This is a genomic window from Xanthomonas sp. BRIP62409 (genome assembly GCF_003992965.1).
Classification (GTDB): Bacteria; Pseudomonadota; Gammaproteobacteria; order Xanthomonadales; family Xanthomonadaceae; genus Xanthomonas; species Xanthomonas euroxanthea.
Window position 1 is genome coordinate 104,854 of the sequence record NZ_QEZJ01000028.1, and the last position, 19,654, is coordinate 124,507.

The window sequence follows — 19,654 nt, forward strand, 5'->3', positions numbered from 1 at the left end:
ATGGACGTAGCAACACGTAGTCGTAATGCCCCAGTGAGCAGTCCCGCTGATCCCGACGGGCTTGGGTCATCGTTGCTGGACCGTTTCATGGCGCAAGTCGAATGCGCACCCGATGCGATTGCGCTGACATGGGGCAGCATCCATGTCACCTATCGCGAACTACAGGAGCGCGCCTGGCGGCTCGCGTACAGGTTCCAGGAGCTGGGCGCAGGGCCGGGTTGCATCGTCGGACTGTGCATTGAACGATCGCCACTGCTGATCAGCAGCGTACTTGCCGTTCTGCGAACCGGCGCTGCGTATTTACCCATCGATCCAGGGACGCCTGCTGCGCGCATTGCATTCATGCTGGACGATAGCGGTGCAAGCCTGCTGTTGGCCGAGCCGGACCTCTGCGATGAGCCAGCGTTAAAGGGCCGCACCGTCGTGCGGCTGGACCGTGACGCCGGAAGCGCAACGTCGAGCGCAATGGCCGGCTCACCCCGAGCATTTTCGCAAGGTGCGTTGGCCTACGTGATCTACACCTCCGGATCGACCGGCCAGCCTAAGGCGGTGTTAGTGCCACAATCCAACGTGGCGGCCTTGTTCGATGCATCCCGGGTGCGCTTCGGCTTCGGTCCGCAGGATGTCTGGACGCTGTTTCACTCTTATGCGTTCGACTTTTCGGTATGGGAGATGTGGGGAGCCTTGTTGCATGGCGGCCGGCTGGTCATCGTCCCCAGCAACGTCAACCGCAATGCCGAGGCTTTCTACGATCTTGTCAGCCAGGAGTGCGTCACTGTCCTTAACCAGACGCCTTCTGCATTTTCGCAGTTTATGGCGGTCGACGAGCTCCGACGTCTGGCATTGCTTCTGCGGCTGGTCATCTTCGGTGGCGAAGCACTACGCTTCAGCGGTCTACGTCGCTGGATAGAGCGGCACGGCGACACTACCCCGGAGCTGGTGAACATGTACGGCATCACCGAAACGACGGTGCATGTCACTCAGCGGCGTGTGGTGGACGTAGACGCACAGCAGCAGCCCGCAAGCCTCCTAGGGCAGGCGCTACCGCACCTTGCGATCCATATCCTCGACGAATCACTGCGACCGGTCGAAGACGGTACCCCAGGTGAACTTTACGTAGCCGGCGCCGGGTTGGCGTGGGGCTATCTCAACCGCAGCTCGTTGACCGCCTCTCGCTTCATCGCCAGTCCCTTTGCTGTGGGGGAGCGGTTGTATCGCAGTGGCGATATGGCCAGACGCACTCCAGACGGCGAGATCGAGTATCTCGGTCGCACTGATCAGCAAATCAAGCTGCGCGGCTTCCGGATCGAGCTTGGGGAAATCGAGGCTGCTCTGCTGCGGCATCCAGCCGTTCGACAAGCGGTCGTGACGGTCAGGCAAAACGATGATCAGCAGGGCGCTCTGATTGCTTATGTCGTCGGCTCGTCCGCCTCGGCATCCGAGATCGCGTCGTGCGCCGACGAGAGCGTCGAGCAATGGCAGGCGCTCTACCAACAGACCTACGAACCTGTCGGTACGCAGTGCGCGCCCAGTTTTACCGGCTGGCTAAGCAGCTACACCGGCGCACCCATTCCAGAACAGGACATGCGGCAGTGGCTGCAGGCAACGGCGAGCAGGATCCTGGCACGGCATCCGCAGCGGTTGTTGGAAATCGGATGCGGAGTGGGCCTCGTGCTGGAGCAGCTTGCGCCCCATTGCCAATGCTACGTCGGTACCGATCTCTCGTCAGCAGCGATATCACGCCTGAGAGAGTGGATACAGTCGGCCGATCGCCTGCAGCATGTCAGCGTCCATGTGCAGCCGGCGATCGAGTTTGCAGGGTTGCCGGACGGCTTCGATACGGTCGTATTGAACTCGGTCATCCAGTACTTCCCCGGCACCGACTACCTGCTGGAGGTGCTACGACAGGCGGTCGAGCGGGTGAAGGCGGGGGGACGGATCTTCATTGGCGACGTACGCAACCACGACCTGCTTGAGGCCTTTCATGCGTCCGTACAGCTGGCACGGGCCAACGACGATATGCCAGTGGCGCAACTGCGCCTGGCGATCGACCGTAGCATCCGGCAGGAAAAGGAACTCCTGGTTGCGCCCGACTTCTTTCGAGCCTTGCCGCACTGGTTGCCTACGATCACCCATGTCGAGATCCTGCTCAAGCGTGGCGATGCCCAGAACGAACTCAACCAATACCGATATGACGTATGGCTAGAAGTGGGAGCCGCAGAGCAAGCAATCCCCCTCCCGGAAGTGTGGCGGCCGCAAGGCAACGATCCGCTGCAGGAGCTCGACGGGTATTTTTCCCAGCACAAGCCCGCATGCGTGCGGTTGACCGACATGCCCAATGCCCGGCTTGCGATCGCGTTGGCCACGCTGACATGTCTACGCAGCTGCAGCGACACCCTGTCTGTGCGCGAGCTGCGTGAGCAGGTCGGAAAGCTGCAGGTGCCTGCGCTGGAGCCGGAAGCACTGTGGCAACTGGGAGAACGCCATGGCTACGACGTGATACTTACCTGGTCGCAGACCGTGGCCGGGTATCTGTCGGCGGATCTCATCGACCGTCGCGCCACCGTGACCGCCTTGCAGCCTAGTGCAGTAGCGACGACGCTAGCGGCTGATTTATCGCACTACACCAACGATCCGTTGGCCGGTGCCTTTCAGCAAACGCTCCTGCGCGAGCTGCGCGAGCACCTGCGCAGCTCGCTTCCCGAGCATATGCTGCCGTCGGCGACCATCCTGTTGCCGGCGCTACCGCTCACCGCCAATGGCAAGGTGGATACGCGACGTCTGCCCGCGCCCGACGAGCGGCCCGACGTGGCCGACTACGCTGAACCTCATACGCCATTGCAGCGAACCCTGGCTGGAATCTTCGCCGATGTCCTGCGCCTGGATCGGGTGGGGCTGCACGATAGCTTCTTCGAGCTCGGCGGCAACTCGCTGTTGGCGATGCGTATCGTCACTCAGCTGCGCAGCCAGCTGGCGATCGATATTCCGTTGCGAGCGATCTTCGAACATCCGGCCATCTCCGGGCTGGAGACCGAGGTGGAACAGCATTTGGATCGGGTCTCGCAGGAGCCGGGAGCGCCGCTAAGGCCACGTCTTGGCTGGGAGCACATCCCGCTTTCGTTCCCGCAAGAGCGGCTCTGGTTTCTCGAACAGCTTGGCCTGGTGGGCGCCGCCTACCACGTGCCATTGGCTTTCCGGCTCCATGGAGCACTGGATGTGCAGGCGCTGCGAGGCGCGGTCGCCGAGCTTGTGCAACGTCACGAGATGTTGCGCAGTCGGTTCGTCGTCGAAGACCAGCAGCCGCGGCAGGTGATCGATGCCGGCTCGCAAGACCCTCTGGTCGTCCAAGATCTCAGCTGCCTGGACACTGTACAGGCGCAGGCACGCGTCGCCGACCTGCTGGCCAGCGAGGCAGGCCACCAGACAGATCTCCAACGTGGCCCACTGTTCCGTGCGCGCTTGCTGTGCATTCATGACAACGAACATGTGCTGATCCTGGCCGCGCATCATCTTGCCGCGGATGGTTGGTCGCACACGGTGATGTTTCGCGAGCTCAGCGCGCTTTACCGCGTCCGCACCTGCCCAGGCACTCCGCCGTTGCCTGCGCCTGCGCTGCAATACGCCGATTACGCCGTATGGCAGCGTCGGTGGCTGACAGAAGCACGCATCTGCCAGCAACTGGATTACTGGAAGCGGCAACTGGCCGATGCCCCGGATCTGCTGGCGTTGCCCACCGACCGGCCGCGTCCGGCCGTGGCCAGTTTTCGTGGCGGCATGTATCGGTTCACGCTGCCGTCCGCGGTTTCGCACCGCCTGCCCGGCTTCGCCCGCGAGGAGGACGTCACTCCCTTCATGGTGTTGCTCGCGGCGTTTCAGATCCTGCTTGCGCGCTGGAGCGACAGCTCGGACATTGTGGTCGGAACGCCGACCGCCGGCCGCACGCGCCAGGAAACCGAGCAACTCATCGGTTTGTTCATCAATACGCTGGCGCTGCGCGCACATATCGATCCATCTGCGAGCTTTCGCGAGATCCTTGCACACGCCAAGGAAACCGCGCTTGCTGCATATGCCCACCAGGATGCGCCGTTCGAGAAGGTGGTGGCCGAGCTAAGGCCAATCCGTAATCTCTCGCGTCAGCCGATCGTGCAGGTGATCTTCGCGCTGCAGAACACGCCCCCCGGCGAGTTGCGCTTCGGTAACGCACGCGTCGAACCCATCGCTCTGCCCAGCGCGACCTCCAAGTACGACCTGACCTTGAACGTCATCGAGGTCGGAAGCCGCCTGGTTGCTGAGATCGAATACGCCACCGATCTATTCGATGCGACCACCATCGCGGATGTGGCACAGATGTACAGCACGTTGCTGCAGGCGGCGATGGAGCGTCCCGTTCAGAGGGTTTCGCGTCTGCCCCTGACAGGCGAAACACCTGTGCTCCAGCCGGGGGCCGCGTCTGCGCCACGCCGCAGTGTCAGTGATTTGTTCCAGGCCCAGGCCGCGCTCACCCCGCATGCACCAGCGATCGAATCGCCCTCCCTTTGCCTCAGCTATGCCGAGCTGAACGCGCGCGCCGATGCTTGGGCGCTGTGGCTGCGTCGAAACGGCATCGGCCCTGGCGATATCGTCGCGGTGATCAGCAATGGCGACGTCGATACGTTCGTGGCGATGCTTGCCGTGATCAAAGCCGCAGCGGCGTATCTTCCGGTCAATGCGGGATCCCCCGAAGAGCGGCTGAGAGGTCTGCTCGAGGACGCTTGTCCACGTCTGGTACTGGTGGATGCGTCGATGCTCGCACAGTTGCCGGAGCGGGCGACTGCCGTCGCTTTCCAGTCCATCGCCACGGCGGTGGTGACCGCGGATGCAACAGGGCTGCAAGACGTATGTGCCGGACCCTCCGTCGATGACCTGGCCTATGTCATCTACACCTCCGGCTCGACTGGCAGACCCAAAGGTGTGTTGATCGAGCACCGTGGACTGCGCGATCTGGTCGTCGCACAAATCGAAGCGTTCGCCATCACCCCGGCCAGCCGGCTCCTGCAGTTCGCCACGCTGGGCTTTGATGCCTCGGTCTCGGAAGTGTTCACCGCCTTGTGCAGCGGTGCCTGCCTATGCCTGCCCGGCCGAATGGACATCCTGGCCGGCGACACCCTTGCTGCCACCCTGCAGGCACGCGCGATCACCCATGTGACGTTGCCACCCAGCGCGATTCCCGGGCTTGTGCAGGCTGGTGCCGCGACGAGGCTGGAAACGCTGGTGGTCGCCGGCGAAGCCTGCGCGGCGTCCATCGTGCAGTGTTGGCCAACGACAGTGCGCTTCATCAACGCCTATGGGCCGACCGAGGCGACTGTCTGCGCAACCCTTCACCTCTGCGATCCGGCAGATCCTCGCAACCCTCCGATCGGCAAGCCGCTGACGCATGTGCGCGTCTACGTACTCGACGACGCGCTGCAGCGTGTGCCGGCGGGAATTGCGGGCGAGATCTACATCGGTGGAACCGGAGTGGCGCGCGGCTACCACGGCAGGCCGGCACTCACGGCCGAGCGCTTCCTCGCAGACCCCTTCGCCGATCCCGGTTCGCGCATGTACCGGACCGGCGACCGTGGACGGTTACGCCCGGATGGCAGCCTGGAATTCCTTGGACGTCTTGACCGCCAACTGAAAGTGCGCGGCTACCGCATAGAACCGGGCGACGTGGAGGCGGCATTGCTCCAGCAGGGTAGTGTCGGCCAAGCCTTGGTACTGGCTCAGGGAGAACTCGACAGCCGGCGACTGATCGCTTACGTGGTCGCCACCGTTCCAGGTGCTGTCTCGCCAGAGGCATTGCTGGCCGCTGCACGCGTTCGTTTGCCGAGCTACATGGTGCCTTCCACGGTGGTCGTGCTGGAGCAGTTTCCGCTGACATCCAGCGGAAAGATCGATCAGGCCGCCTTGCCGCCGGCGGTGGCGGCGGTCTCCACGGCGCAGACACACACCGCTCCGCGAACGCCAAGCGAACGGCAACTGGCCGCGATCTGGGTCGAGGTCCTGGGGTGTTCGCCACCAAGCGTGGAAGACAGCTTCTTCCGTCTGGGCGGACATTCCCTGCTTGCCACTCGCGCCGTGGGACGGATTCGCGAGGCGATGCACGTGGATCTTTCCGTACGCGACTTCTTCGCTGCCGACACCTTGGAACAGTTGGCCAAGGCGGTCGCGTCGGGTGCGGCGTTGCTTCCGTCAGTGGCAATGCCGCGGCGGGTTGCGCGTTCGGAGCGGATGCCGTTGTCCAGCGCCCAGCAGAGTCTATGGATGCTTGACCGGCTGGGCTTGGCCGGTGGCGCCTACAACATGCCCATCACCTTGCGCCAGCAGGGCAGGCTCGACACCCCGGCCCTGCAGCGGGCGTTGTCAGAGCTCGTGCGCCGGCACGAGGTCCTGCGGACCATCTTCGTTTGCGATACCGAAGGTCCCCACTGCGTCATACAGCCGCCTCAGGGCGTCGAGCTGGATATCCACGATCTTCGCGCAGTGCCCGAGGCAATCTGTGCCGATGCGTGCATGGACCTGCAGCGGGCGCACATAGAACGCCGCTTCGACTTGAGCAAGGACCTTCTCCTGCGCGCGCGCTTGCTGCAGTGCGCGGACCAGGTCTGGTTGCTCTGTCTGGCGACGCACCATATTGCCGCGGATGGTTGGTCGATCGCACTGCTGGTGAAGGAACTGCGCCTGCTTTACACAGCCTTCGCCGACCATCGTGACACACCACTGCCGGAACCGGTGCTGCAGTATGCCGACTACAGCGCCTGGCAGCGGGAGCGTAGCGACGGGCATGCGTTGGATGCGCACAAGCGCTACTGGCTGGAACAGCTGGCGGGCGCGCCGATGGTTTTCGAACTGCCGGCCGACCGCGCGCGCCCGCCGTCACAGTCGTACCGCGGCGCGCTCCACCGCTTCACCTTACCGGCGGACTTGCATCGCGGGCTGTCGACGCTGAGCGAAGCGCGCGGCGTCACCTTGTACATGACGATGCTCGCAGCCTTCAACGTCCTGTTGACCAGGTTGAACGGCTGCCAAGACGTGCTGATCGGCTCGCCCATCGCCACACGCATGGAACCGGGTCTGGTCGATGTGGTCGGGCCGTTGTTGAACACCATCGTCCTGAGGTTGGACCTGACGGATGATCCATCATTCGACGCGCTGCTGGCGCGTGCCCGCGTCGTGACATTGGACGCCTACGATCACCAGGCACTGCCGTTCGAGCACCTGGTCGACGAGCTGCAACCACCCCGCGACCTGGCCAGACAGCCGCTGGTACAGGTGTTTTTCTCGCTCCAGAACCAGCCGTCTCCCCAGAGCGGTCCTTCGTCCGCATGGCAGTGCGTGGATGGTCCCTGGAACTATGCCAAGTACGATCTGTCGTTGTACGTCGAGGAATCGGCAGACGGCCTGTCGTGCCAGTACGAATACGCCACCGATGTCTTCGACGCTGCCACGGTCGAGCGCTGGGGCGATCACCTGCTTTGCCTGCTTGCCGGAGCGCTTGCAGATCCAATGACGCGGGTCAGTCGACTACCGCTGCTCGGCGAGGTCGAGCGCACACGTCTGCTTCACACATGGAACGCCACTGCACGCGCAGGCCTGCACACTCGGTCGATTCCCGAGCTGATCGGACACCATGCACGGTACCGGCCGCAGACCATCGCGGTGAGCTGCGCCAAGCGTTCGCTGACATATGCCGAGCTTGATCGGGACAGTGCGCTGATGGCCGAGCGGTTGCAACATTCGGGGGCACGCGCAGGTTGCCGGGTCGGCATCTGCGTCGAGCGTTCGGTGGAGCTCGTGGTGGCGATGCTGGCAGTGCTCAAGTCCGGGGCCGCCTATGTGCCGCTGGATCCGGCTTATCCGCAGCATCGCCTCGACTACATGGTGCAGGACAGCGAGGTGTGTTGCATCCTGACCGATCGCGCGAGCGGCGCGTCCATGGCCTCCTGTATCGCAAGCGATCGTCTGCTCTTCATCGACGATCCGGATCTGCTGTCGGCCAGGTCCGGGCAGGCCGACCCGGTCACACGTTCTGCCGATAGCGTTGCGTACATCATCTACACCTCGGGGAGCACCGGGCGGCCCAAAGGCTGCGTGATCACCGATCGCGGGCTGCTGAACCTGCTCGGCGCAATGGCAGATCAGTTCGCCGTGGGCCATGGCGACCGACTGCTTGCGGTCACGCCCTACAGCTTCGATATTGCCGGGCTGGAACTGCTGATGCCGTTGCTACGCGGCGCCAGGACGCATATCTGTTCGTCGGCGCAGGCGCGCGATGCGCGGCGCCTGATGCAGGCCATGCACGAGGTCGGGCCGACGATCATGCAGGCCACGCCGGCCACCTGGCAGATGCTGTATCGCGCTGGCTGGCGCAATCAGGGCGACATGCAAGCCCTGTGTGGCGGCGAAGCGCTTCCGGATGCCCTGCGTGATCGTCTGGCCAAGGACGGCATCGCATGGAATATGTATGGACCGACCGAGACGACGATCTGGTCCACCACAGGACCGATCACGCCGACGGGTCCGATCACCATCGGCAAACCGATCGCCAACACCTGCACCTATGTCCTGGATGCGGCGATGCAACCGGTGCCGATCGGCGTGGAGGGCGATCTGTATGTCGGTGGTCACGGCGTATCACGCGGGTACTGGAAGCAGCCCGCTCTGACCGCGCAGCGCTTTGTCGCCGATCCGTTCGCGGTTGGTCGGGTCGTTTACCAGACCGGTGATCGGGCGCGCTGGCTGGCCGATGGATGCCTGCAATACCTGGGGCGTCGGGATGCCCAGGTCAAGCTACGGGGCTTTCGCATCGAACTGGGCGACGTCGAAGCGGTACTGGCCAGGCACCCGGGCGTGGATCTATGCGCCTGCGCGATACGCCAGGATGCCGAGCCCCAACTCGTCGCAGCCTATGTGCCCGCACCGGGACAAACGCCGGGCCGTCGCGAACTGATGGACTACCTCCGCGCGCATCTGCCCGACCACATGATTCCTGTGGCCTACGTCGATGTACCCGCACTGCCGCTGACGGCGAACGGAAAGATCGACCGTGCAGGGGTCGGTGCCTTGGCTGATCCAGCCCCGGTGCCGGTGCAGGCCTCTGCGGCAGATACCATCACACAACGCCTGCTGCTCATCTGGCAGGCCGTGCTCGGCCGGCGCGACCTTCGCCCTGACGACGGCTTCTTCGAACAGGGCGGGACGTCGCTGCAGGCGATTGTCGTTGCAGAGCGAATCGCTGCAGAACTCCATCCTGGTTTCGAGGTCACCGCGATCTTCGAATTCGGGTCCATCGCCCGCCTTGCCCGTCATCTGGAATCGCTGACCGATGCGGCCACTGGACCAGAGCCCGTTGAGCGTGCACCTACGCCGGGTGCCGTTTCAGCACCGACAGACGTACCGGCGTATTACGCCGACAGTGTCGCCATCATCGGCATGTCCTGCGCCTTCCCCGGTGCCAGCAATGCCGAGGAATTCTGGCATAACCTGCTGACCGGAAAAGAGAGCATCGAGCGCGTCCCGGATGGCGAATTGCGCCAACTCGGCATTCCCGCGCATGTCCTGGCCAATCCTAAGTACGTCCCGGTACGCTCGCAGCTGCACGATCGCGATGTGTTCGACGCGGCGTTCTTCAACGTCTCGGAGCGCGATGCGCAGCTGATGGACCCACAGCTACGCCTGCTGCTGATGCATTCATGGCGCGCGATCGAGGATGCCGGCTATCGCATCGACGATGTAGCCCGCACGGCGGTGTTCGCCACCGCCAGCACCAGCGCCTACCACGCTCATCTCCTGGCCTCGGCCTCCGCATCGGCGCAGAGCATCGAGCAGTATGTGGGTTGGATCATGGCCCAGAACGGCACGCTGCCCGCGGTGATCTCCAACAAGCTCGGCTTGGTGGGACCAAGCCTGTTCGTGCATTCCAACTGTTCCTCCTCATTGAGTGCGTTGGACCTGGCGCACCGGCGACTGCTGGAGGGCGAATGGCCATTCGCCCTCGTCGCAGCGGCGCGTGTGGCCAGCTTCGAAGGCACCGGTTACGTGCACCAGGAGGGCATGAATTTCTCCAGCGACGGCCATCTGCGCGCCTTCGATGCCGCTGCCGATGGTGCCGTCGGCGGCGAGGGTGTAGCGGTGCTGTTGCTCAAGCGCGCACACGACGCGATCGCCGATGGAGATCCCATTTACGCAGTGCTGCGTGCCACGGCGACCAATAACGACGGAGGCAACAGCGCTGGCTTCTACGCTCCCAGCGTGGCGGGCCAGCGTGACGTGGTGGACCGTGCGCTGGCTGTCAGCGGTATCGACCCGGAGTCGATCAGTTATGTCGAGGCGCACGGTACCGGCACGCCGCTTGGCGACCCGATCGAGATTGCCGCACTGTCACAGGCCTATGGCGCCCGTACAGAACGACGGCAGTATTGCGGCATCGGCTCGGTCAAGACCAACATCGGCCATCTCGACACGGCTGCAGGACTGGCCGGTTGCATCAAGGTGGCGCTCAGTCTGTCGTATGGTGAGATCCCGGCCTCGCTGCATTTCGTTTCGCCCAATCCTGCTCTGAAGCTGGAGCAGTCTCCGTTCTTCGTTGTCGATGCCCGGCGCCGACTGCAGGGACCGGCACCGCATCGTGCGGCGGTCAGTGCGATGGGCGTGGGAGGCAGCAATGCGCATGCGATCCTGGAGGCATGCATCGCGCGACCCGCGCAGGACCAAGACAAGGAAGCGGTCGGGCCATGGCTGTTTCCGCTTTCTGCACACGATCCGCAATGTCTGCGCGTGCTTGCGCAACAGCTGGCGAGTTTCGTCCAGCAGCGACCAACGCTGTCATTGCGCAGTCTTGCCTATACCTTGCAGGTGGGCCGCAAGGAAATGCCGTATCGCATTGCGATCGTCGCAGGCGATAGCGATCTGCTGCAGACCCGATTGCGCTGCTACCTGGACGGCGAGTCCGCTGCGGCCGGCGTCTACTGCGGTCATGCGAACCGGTCCTCGCCGCGTGCGCACAGCGACCCGGCGAGTGCGGAGTTGGCATCAGCGCTGGCACGCTGGGTCGAGCAGGGGCAGCAGGACATGCTGGCTTCGTTATGGATCAGCGGATTTCCGTTCGACTGGCGTTCGCTCTATGGCACCACGCCACCGCTCAGGATCAACGCCCCGGTCTATCCTTTCAACAGCACACGTTTCTGGCTGGATACCCCTGCGATGGAGCCCGCTGTGGCCTCGCCACAGCCGGTAAGGGTGGCGCTGTTCGCCGAGCGCTGGGAGCACTCGGCGGCGACGCGCATGACCTGGGATCACCCCCGGTTTGTCGTGTTTTGCGATGTTTCTCCTTCCACCCGGTTTGCCGATGTCATCCACACCCGCACCGACGTTGCGGTGCGGGTGTGGCCGCGGACCGGCGACAGCGTCGGCACACGATTCACGGCCTACGCATCGTCCTTGCTCGACGTGGTGCGGGAAGCGGCGTCGATGGCGCCGGCAATGGTCCAGCTGGTGCTGCCGGGCGATGACGAAGGGCGCGTCTGCGGCGCGCTGGTGTCGCTGTTGCTCAGCGCCAAGCGCGAGTACGACAGACTTGAGGTACAACTCCTTCATCTTGCGGCGGATGCAACCGCCGAGGCCGCATTGCAGCTGCTCGAGTGCGAACCCCCTGGCATGCGCGAATTACGTTGCACGCCTGCGGCGCCGCTGACCCGTCGGTTCGTTCCGGTGCCCGACGGAGCGCAGCCAGCGCCTTGGCCCTGGCGCGATGCCGGTCGCTATCTGATCACCGGCGGTGGCGGTCGACTCGGGCTGCTTCTGGCTCGGGAAATGGCCGCGACACTGCAAACCGGCACCTTGGTTCTGGTCGGTCGCAGCGAGGCGTCGCCAGTACTTGCTGCACAGGTGGCAGCGTTGTGTACGGCGGGATTGCACGTGGAGTACCGCCGCGCCGATGTCAGCGACCGTGCCGCCGTGCAGGCAGTGTTGGGCGAGATGACCGATCGGTACGGCGGTATCGACGGCATCCTGCATGCGGCCGGCGTACTGGACGACGGATATCTTGCGCGCAAGCGCGCCGAGCAACTGCAGGGCGTGCTGGCGCCGAAGGTGGCCGGACTCGAGCACCTGGATGCCTGCCATGGCTCTGCTCCGCTGGACTTCCTGATCTGCTTCGGTTCGATCGGCGGTGCGCTCGGCAGCGCTGGACAGTGCGATTACGCCGCTGCGAATGCCTTCATGCGCTCTTTCGCCACGGCCCGCACTGCACGGGCCGCTCTTGGACTGCGTCAGGGCAGGACACTCTGCATCGATTGGCCATACTGGCGCGATGGCGGCATGCGCCTATCCGCACAGGCCGAGTCAGAACTCGCACAGGCTGGCCTGGCGCCGCTGGGCACCGTCGATGCGATGGATGCACTTCGTCGTGCTTGGCAGAGCGGAGAGGCGTGCGTGAGTGTGCTAGCCGGAGAACGCGCCGACATGGCTGCGCTGTTTGCCGCCATCGCCGAACGCAAGCCTGACGGAGCCCGCATGCAGCGGATAGACGTCTGGCCGGATCTTGCCAGCCTGGCACTGCAACGGCTGATCGAGGTCTTCAGCGAGGTGTCCAAGATCGATCCCGCGCGTGTCGACGGCACCGCGCCGCTGGAGACGTTCAGTATCGATTCGATCATGATCGCCCAGCTCAACCAGCGCCTGACGGCCACCTTTCCCGGCTTGCCGAGGACGCTGTTCTACCAGTTCAATTCCTTGAAGGCGATCGGCGACTTCCTGGCAGTCGAACATGCCGAGAGTTGCGCGCTCTGGGTGGGTAGCCTGGTGCCAGCCAGCGCTGCCCAGGACGTTGCCGTGCCTCACAGGACGGTTGCTGCGGCCGACCCTGCCGCCATCCGACAAAGCGCGGCCGATGCACGCGAACCAATCGCGATCATCGGGCTCGCCGGCCGCTATCCGCAGGCCCGCAGTCTGGATGCATTCTGGGAAAACCTGCGCACCGGCCGCGACTGCATCGGTGAAATTCCTGCGCAGCGCTGGCCATTGGAAGGCTTCTTCTGCGAAGACCCGCAGCTGGCGATCGCGGGCAGGATGAGCTACAGCAAGTGGGGCGGATTCCTGGAAGGATTCGCCGACTTCGATCCGCTGTTCTTCTCCATCGCACCGGCCGAAGCGCTCGACATGGACCCGCAGGAACGGCTGTTCCTGCAGGCGTGCTGGGAAGCCTTGGAGGACGGCAACTACACGCGTCGGAGCTTGGCCAGCAGGCATGCAGGGCGTGTCGGCGTGTTTGTCGGCATCACCAAGACCGGTTTCGAGCTGCATGCCCGGGATCTGGCCGAGCACGGCAGCGCGGCAACGCCTTACACCAGCTTCGGCTCGGTGGCCAACCGGGTGTCCTATCTTCTCGATCTGAATGGACCCAGCCTTCCGATCGATACGATGTGTTCGGCGTCGTTGACCGCCATTCACGAGGCCTGTGAGCATCTGCTACGCGACGAATGCGAGATGGCGCTGGCTGGAGGCGTGAACCTCTACCTGCATCCGTCGACCTATGTGGGCCTGTGTTCGCAGCGCATGCTGTCCACCGATGGGCATTGTCGAAGTTTCGGTGCCAACGCCACGGGCTTTGTGCCTGGTGAAGGCGTCGGTAGCGTACTGCTCAAGCCGCTGTCGCGCGCCCAGCGCGACGGCGACAGGATCCATGGCGTGATCCTGGCCTCGGGCATCAATCATGGCGGTCGCACGCATGGCTACACCGTGCCCAATCCACGCGCCCAGCGCGACCTGGTACAGCGGACCCTGGCACGGGCCGGTCTGGATGCGCGCGATATCAGCTACGTCGAAGCGCATGGCACCGGAACGGAGATGGGCGATCCCATCGAGGTGGAAGGGCTCTCGCAGGCATTCGCTACAAGCACGCGTGAACGCGGGTTCTGTGCGCTGGGTTCGGTCAAGTCGAATATCGGCCATCTGGAAGCTGCGGCAGGGATCGCCGGGCTGACCAAGGTGCTGCTGCAGTTCAAGCATGGTGAACTCGTGCCGACGCTGCATAGCACCAACCCCAACCCCAACATCGATCTGGCTGGTACACCCTTCGTGCTGCAGCATCGGCTCGCGCCCTGGACGCGGCCGCGCCGGGCTGATGGCGCTGCAGTTCCGCGCACGGCCACCGTGTCCTCGTTCGGCGCTGGCGGGGCCAACGCCTTCCTGGTCGTGCAGGAGGCTGCGCCAGCCCTACCGCAGACCATTGCGATGTCTCATGCCTTGGGCTGGCCTGCGCTGATCGTGGTTTCGGCGCGCCGGCCCGATCGGCTGATGGAATATGCAAAGCGTCTCGAGGTCGCCCTCAGGCGCGGCCCGTTCACCGATGCCGACGTGCCCGCTATTGCTGCCACGCTGCAATTGGGTCGGGAAGCGATGGAATATCGACTCGCGTTTGCGGCCACCTCCTTGGCGCAGGTGATCGACAGCTTGCATGCGTATGTGCATGAGCAAGAGCCTCGTTCCACGCTTTACGCCGGCCGGCGAATGGGCGGTGGCGCGACGCCGACGTTGCCGGACGGCTGGCAGGCAGGTCCCCACGAGGTCGCGCTGGAGGCCTGGTCGAACGGGGCGGAGCTCGATTGGGCCTGTCTGTACCACGGCGTGCCCTGCAGTGTGTCGTTGCCGACATATCCGTTCGCGGAAGAAGAATATTGGCCGGTCGCGGCACTGCGCGGGCATGCCGGTGCAGCGCCCGCAGCAGAGCAGGGTGCGACCAGTGCTCTGCCCGTGGACGCTGTCGCCAGCAATGCGACCCTGCTGGTGCCGGAGTGGCAGAACCTCGCCGCGCCAGACGCGTTGCCACTCGATGCAGATGTACTGGTCCTCGGCGTGCCCGACGCACTGCCGGACACGCCAGGAGCCGTCTCGCCCAGCAGTGCCGCAGCGATCGCATGGAGTGATCGCGCGTCCCTGCGGCACCGCCTGACCGAGCGGCCTGTGAGTCGGGTGATCTGGTTCGTTCCCCATGCGTCGCCGGCCGCATTCGATGCGCCGATAGAGGATCACGCCGCTGCGGTCACACAGTGCGTGGAGCTGTTGCAGGAACTGGACGCGATCGGCCGTCGCGGTACCGCTATCGCCCTGGTTGCGGTGACGCGGCAATCCCAATCGGCGGTGGCGGACGATTGTCCCGATCCAGCACACGCAGCGGTGGTCGGGTTGCTACGATCGGCTGCAAAAGAGTACCGCCATGCAGCGGTGGTGGCGGCCGATCTCCCCGCTGTCCAGACGCCGCACATCGGAGTACTGGCGGCATTGCACGCGGTCGTCGGCCGGGCAAGCGTGTATGCCTATCGTCATGGTCGTTGGCTGCGCAGCCAGCTGACCACCCTCCACCTGGATCGACCACGGTCTACGTCCGTTGGCGAGGGCGTCTACATCCTCGTTGGAGGTGCTGGCCATGTAGGACAGCACATCACCGAGCATCTGCTGCGCGGGTTGGCCACCGTCGTCTGGGTAGGGCGGCGACCGGAAGCGGACGTACAGCAGTCACTATCGCGCTTTGGTGGCGATCGACGTCTGCACTATTGTCAGGCCGATGCGGGAAACCTGGAGTCGCTGCGTCGTTTGCGAACTCAAATGCTCGGGCGCCACCAACGGATCGACGCGGTGCTGGTGGCGACGACCCACTTTTCCCGGGTGCCGCTCGGATCACTGTCGCAGGGCGATCTGCATGAGGCATTCGGCGCCAAGGTCCGCCCAGCCGTGGCGCTCGCTCAGGTTTTTGCCAACGACCTGCGCGATGGCGTGATCTTTCTGTCATCGCTGGTGTCGTTCATCGGCAATCGCGAGCAAAGCCATTACGCCGCGGCCTGCGCGTGGCAGGACGCTTTCGCGCGTGCGCTGTCGCAACGTGGAGTGAGGGCCAGGGTGATGAACTGGGGCTACTGGACCATCGACGACCCGAGGCGATTGGACGAGCTGCGCGAGATCGGGATCGACTTCATCGATGCTGCGTCAGGTGGCTGGGCGCTGGATGTCCTGCTTTCCGGCCCGTTCGAACAACTCGGCTTCCTGCGCACGCACGCGCCGCTGGCGGTCGAAGGCGTGAACCTGGTCGATCGTATGGCTCTGGATGGCGACCGCGTCCGCAGGATCCCGCAGGCCGCGCAGGACGCAGACGTCGCCAGGGCTGGCCAAGATGATACCGACCCGGCCTTGCGCGAGGCGGTGCAGGCAACGGTCGCAAGCGAAGTATGCCGTGCCCTCGGGCTGGATCCGGCCTTGCTCGACGAGCAGGCGATGTTCGCCGAATTCGGGCTTGATTCCATCATTGGTCTCAAGGTCGTTCGAGCGATCAACCAGAGTCTGGGCATCAGCCTGCCGGGGCCTTGCCTGTTCGACCATCCCAATGTCGACAAACTCACCGCGCATATCCTGGCCAGCCACCGCGTTGCCGCACGGCATGCCCCAGTCGACCGAGCTTCCGGGGCAACCGCCCCCACTTGGCCGCAACCGGCAGTCGCACGGATGGCACCGATCCAGCGCGAACCAATCGCCATCATCGGCATGAGCGGACGCTTCCCGCAATCCGACGATGTCGATGAGCTCTGGCGGAATCTGGCGGCCGGGTGCGATTTGGTCGAGCCGGCCACGCGCTGGCAGAGCCAGGCGCGGCAGGGTGACGACGACGTGCGCTGCGCTCATGCCGGATACATTCGCGATGTCGAGTATTTCGATCCGCTGTTCTTCCGCATATCGCGTGCCGATGCGTTGCACATGGACCCGCAGCAGCGCCTCTGCCTGGAGGAGTCGTGGAAGGCGCTGGAGAATGCGGGCTACGCTGGCCAGGCCATCGCCGGCAGTCACTGCGGTGTCTACATTGGGTGCAGTGGCGAAGACTATACCCAGCTGCTGGGCGGCGAACTTCCGGTAGCCGCCATGCACGGTAGCTCGACAGCCCTGTTGTCATCGCGTATCGCCTATCACCTGGATCTGCACGGGCCGGCGATGACGATCGATACCGCTTGTTCGAGCGGATTGGTGGCTGTCCATCTGGCGTGCCAGGCACTGTGGATGGATGAGATCGAGCTGGCCATTGCCGGAGGTGTGCATGTGCAATGCACCGATGGCTTCCATGCCATCGGTAGCCGTGCCGGCATGCTATCGCCGGATGGCCGTTGCTTCACGTTCGACGAGCGGGCCAATGGCTTTGTGCCCGCCGACGGCGTCGGCATCGTCGTACTGAAACGGCTCTCGGCAGCGCAGGCAGATGGCGACCACATCGTGGGTATCGTCAAGGGCAGCGCGATCAACCAGGATGGCACCAGCAACGGCCTGACCGCGCCGAGTGCATCAGCACAGGAGCAACTGGAGTGCAGTGTCTACGCGCGCTTCGACATCGATGTCTCGCACGTCCAGATGGCCGAGGCGCACGGGACCGGGACGGTGCTCGGCGACCCTATCGAAGTCCAGGCGTTGACACGGGCATTCCGCAAGCGCACCGACCGTGTCGGTTACTGCGCGATCGGCTCGGTCAAGAGCAATATGGGTCACGCCGCCGAGGCGGCCGGAATGGCGGGCTTGTTCAAGGTACTGCTATCACTGCGGCATCGCCAGTTGCCACCCACGCTGCATTATCGGAAGGCAAATCCGCATATTGATTTCGGCAATAGCCCGTTCTTTGTCAACACCACGCTGCGTGACTGGCCAGCGCCCGAACACGGCCCACGACGGGCGGTGCTCAGTGCCTTCGGCCTGAGCGGAACGAACGCGCACCTGGTGATCGAAGAAGCGCCAGCAGTCCCGGCTTCCCGATCAACCGGGCTTGCATGGCCCATCGCACTATCGGCACGCACTCCCCTCCAGTTGCGAATCAGCCAGCAACGCCTGTTCGATCACCTGCAAGCGAGCCGGGATCTGGACCCGATGCCGCTCAGTTACACCCTGCTGCAGGGCCGGCAACACCTCGATTACCGTTGGTCCTGCGTTGCCGCCGATATCGCCGAGGCACTGTCGGCGCTGCAGACGGCACTGGCAACCTCACCCGACACTGCATCAACGCGGTTGGGCACACGTGAGCGCGAGGGGTTGACCAAGCAGGCGGAGCGCTGCATCGAGGCGGCCGCGTACCCGCGCGAGCGCCGCGCCCGGCTGGACGCATTGGGCGAGCTCTTCGTACGCGGTGCGACGCCCGATTTCGCTGCGCTGTTCGGCTCGGAGGCCCGTCGCATTCCGCTACCGACCTATCCGTTCGCGCGCGAGCGCTATTGGCTGGCCGACGCCGCGCCGGATCCCGCCGCCGATGTGTCGGCGGTGACGCCGTCCGCGTCCTGCGCAACTACCAGCACCTCACCAGGCGATGAGTTGCAGGCTTTCATCGTCGACTTCCTCGAACGCGCGCTCGTTCTCAATCCCGGTGAGCTGACGCCGGAGATCGACCTGCAGGAGCTGGGCGCGGACTCGCTGGTGAGCATGCGGCTCATGCGTGAGATCGGGCACCGCTACGCCATCAGGGTGTCTGGCCGAGAGGTGTTCGAGCACAGTACGGTCGCTGCGCTGGTCGGCTACATCACTGAGGTGCTAGCCGCTGTCCCTGCGCCGGTGACTGCCCCGGTCGTTGCCACCAGCAATCCGCACCACGGGATCGATGCGCTGCTGGATGCATTCGAGGCCGGCGAACTCGGTATCGATGCCATGGAAAGACTCATCGAAGGGGGAGTAGCGCGATGACCGTCCGCGAGCTGTTAAGTGCATTCAAGCGTGGACAGATATCGCGCGATGAATTGCGCCGACAGCTGCTCCAGCACGAAGTGGCCAATGAACCGCTTTCCGAAGGTCAGCAGGGCCTGTGGATGCTGCAATCGGCCAAGCCGACGTCATTCGCCTACAACATCCCGCTCTGCCTGCGACTACAAGGCCGGCTGGACGAGAAAGCGCTCGAAGGTGCGCTGTACGAGGTCATGCGCAGCCACCGGATGCTTGCATCGGCAATTGGCGAGCGCGACGGGCGTCCGCAGCGGCGGTCTCTGGCTCCCGATACGCTGTCGCTCACACGGCATGCGGCTGTGCATCTGGACGATGCATCGCTGATGGAGGCGATGTCGGTGCGGCTGCAACAGCCGTTCGTACTGGATGAAGGACCGCTTATGCGGGCCGATCTGTACTCGCACACCGACGAGGTCTGGTACCTGCTTCTTGTCGTTCACCACATCGCCTTCGACGGCGGATCGGTCGCTGTCTTCATGCAGACCTTGTGTGCCGCCTATGAACGGGTGGCCAAAGGCCTGTCCACGGCGGCGACGCAGATGAGCGTGCTCGATTTTGGTGCCTTCGTGCAATGGGAACGCGATCTTGTCGCCAGCGAGGCTGGCGCGGCCTCGCTGCAGTTCTGGAAGCAAAAGCTGCACGGTGCCACCCCGGTGCTCGGTTTGGGTTTGGCCACGGCGGATCCGTGCCGCCCGCATACGCTGCGGCATGCGCTGGCCGCTGACGCAACGCAAAAGATCCGCAGCCTCTGCGCACGGTTACGCATCACGCCGGCAAGCTTTTTCCTGTCGATGTATCAAGCGCTGCTTGGGTCTGTTTCCGGCAAACGCGATATCACGATCGGCATGGCGGTCGAACGCCGTCCACACGAAGGCTTTGACCACACGGTGGGCTGCTTCGTCAA

At 64.3% G+C, this 19,654-nt stretch carries 2 protein-coding genes (1 of these 2 cut by a window edge); both read left to right on the forward strand.

The window, feature by feature from the left end; translation table 11 throughout:
• Complete coding sequence (locus EO170_RS17640) at positions 1-18,714, forward strand: non-ribosomal peptide synthetase (protein ID WP_126946970.1); 18,714 nt, start codon at positions 1-3, stop codon at positions 18,712-18,714.
• On the forward strand, positions 18,711-19,654 hold part of the coding region annotated (locus tag EO170_RS17645; protein ID WP_126946973.1) for a non-ribosomal peptide synthetase (this coding region is incomplete at its 3' end). The annotated region continues 14,610 nt past the right edge of the window; 944 of 15,554 annotated nt are visible. The genes EO170_RS17640 and EO170_RS17645, both read left to right, overlap by 4 nt.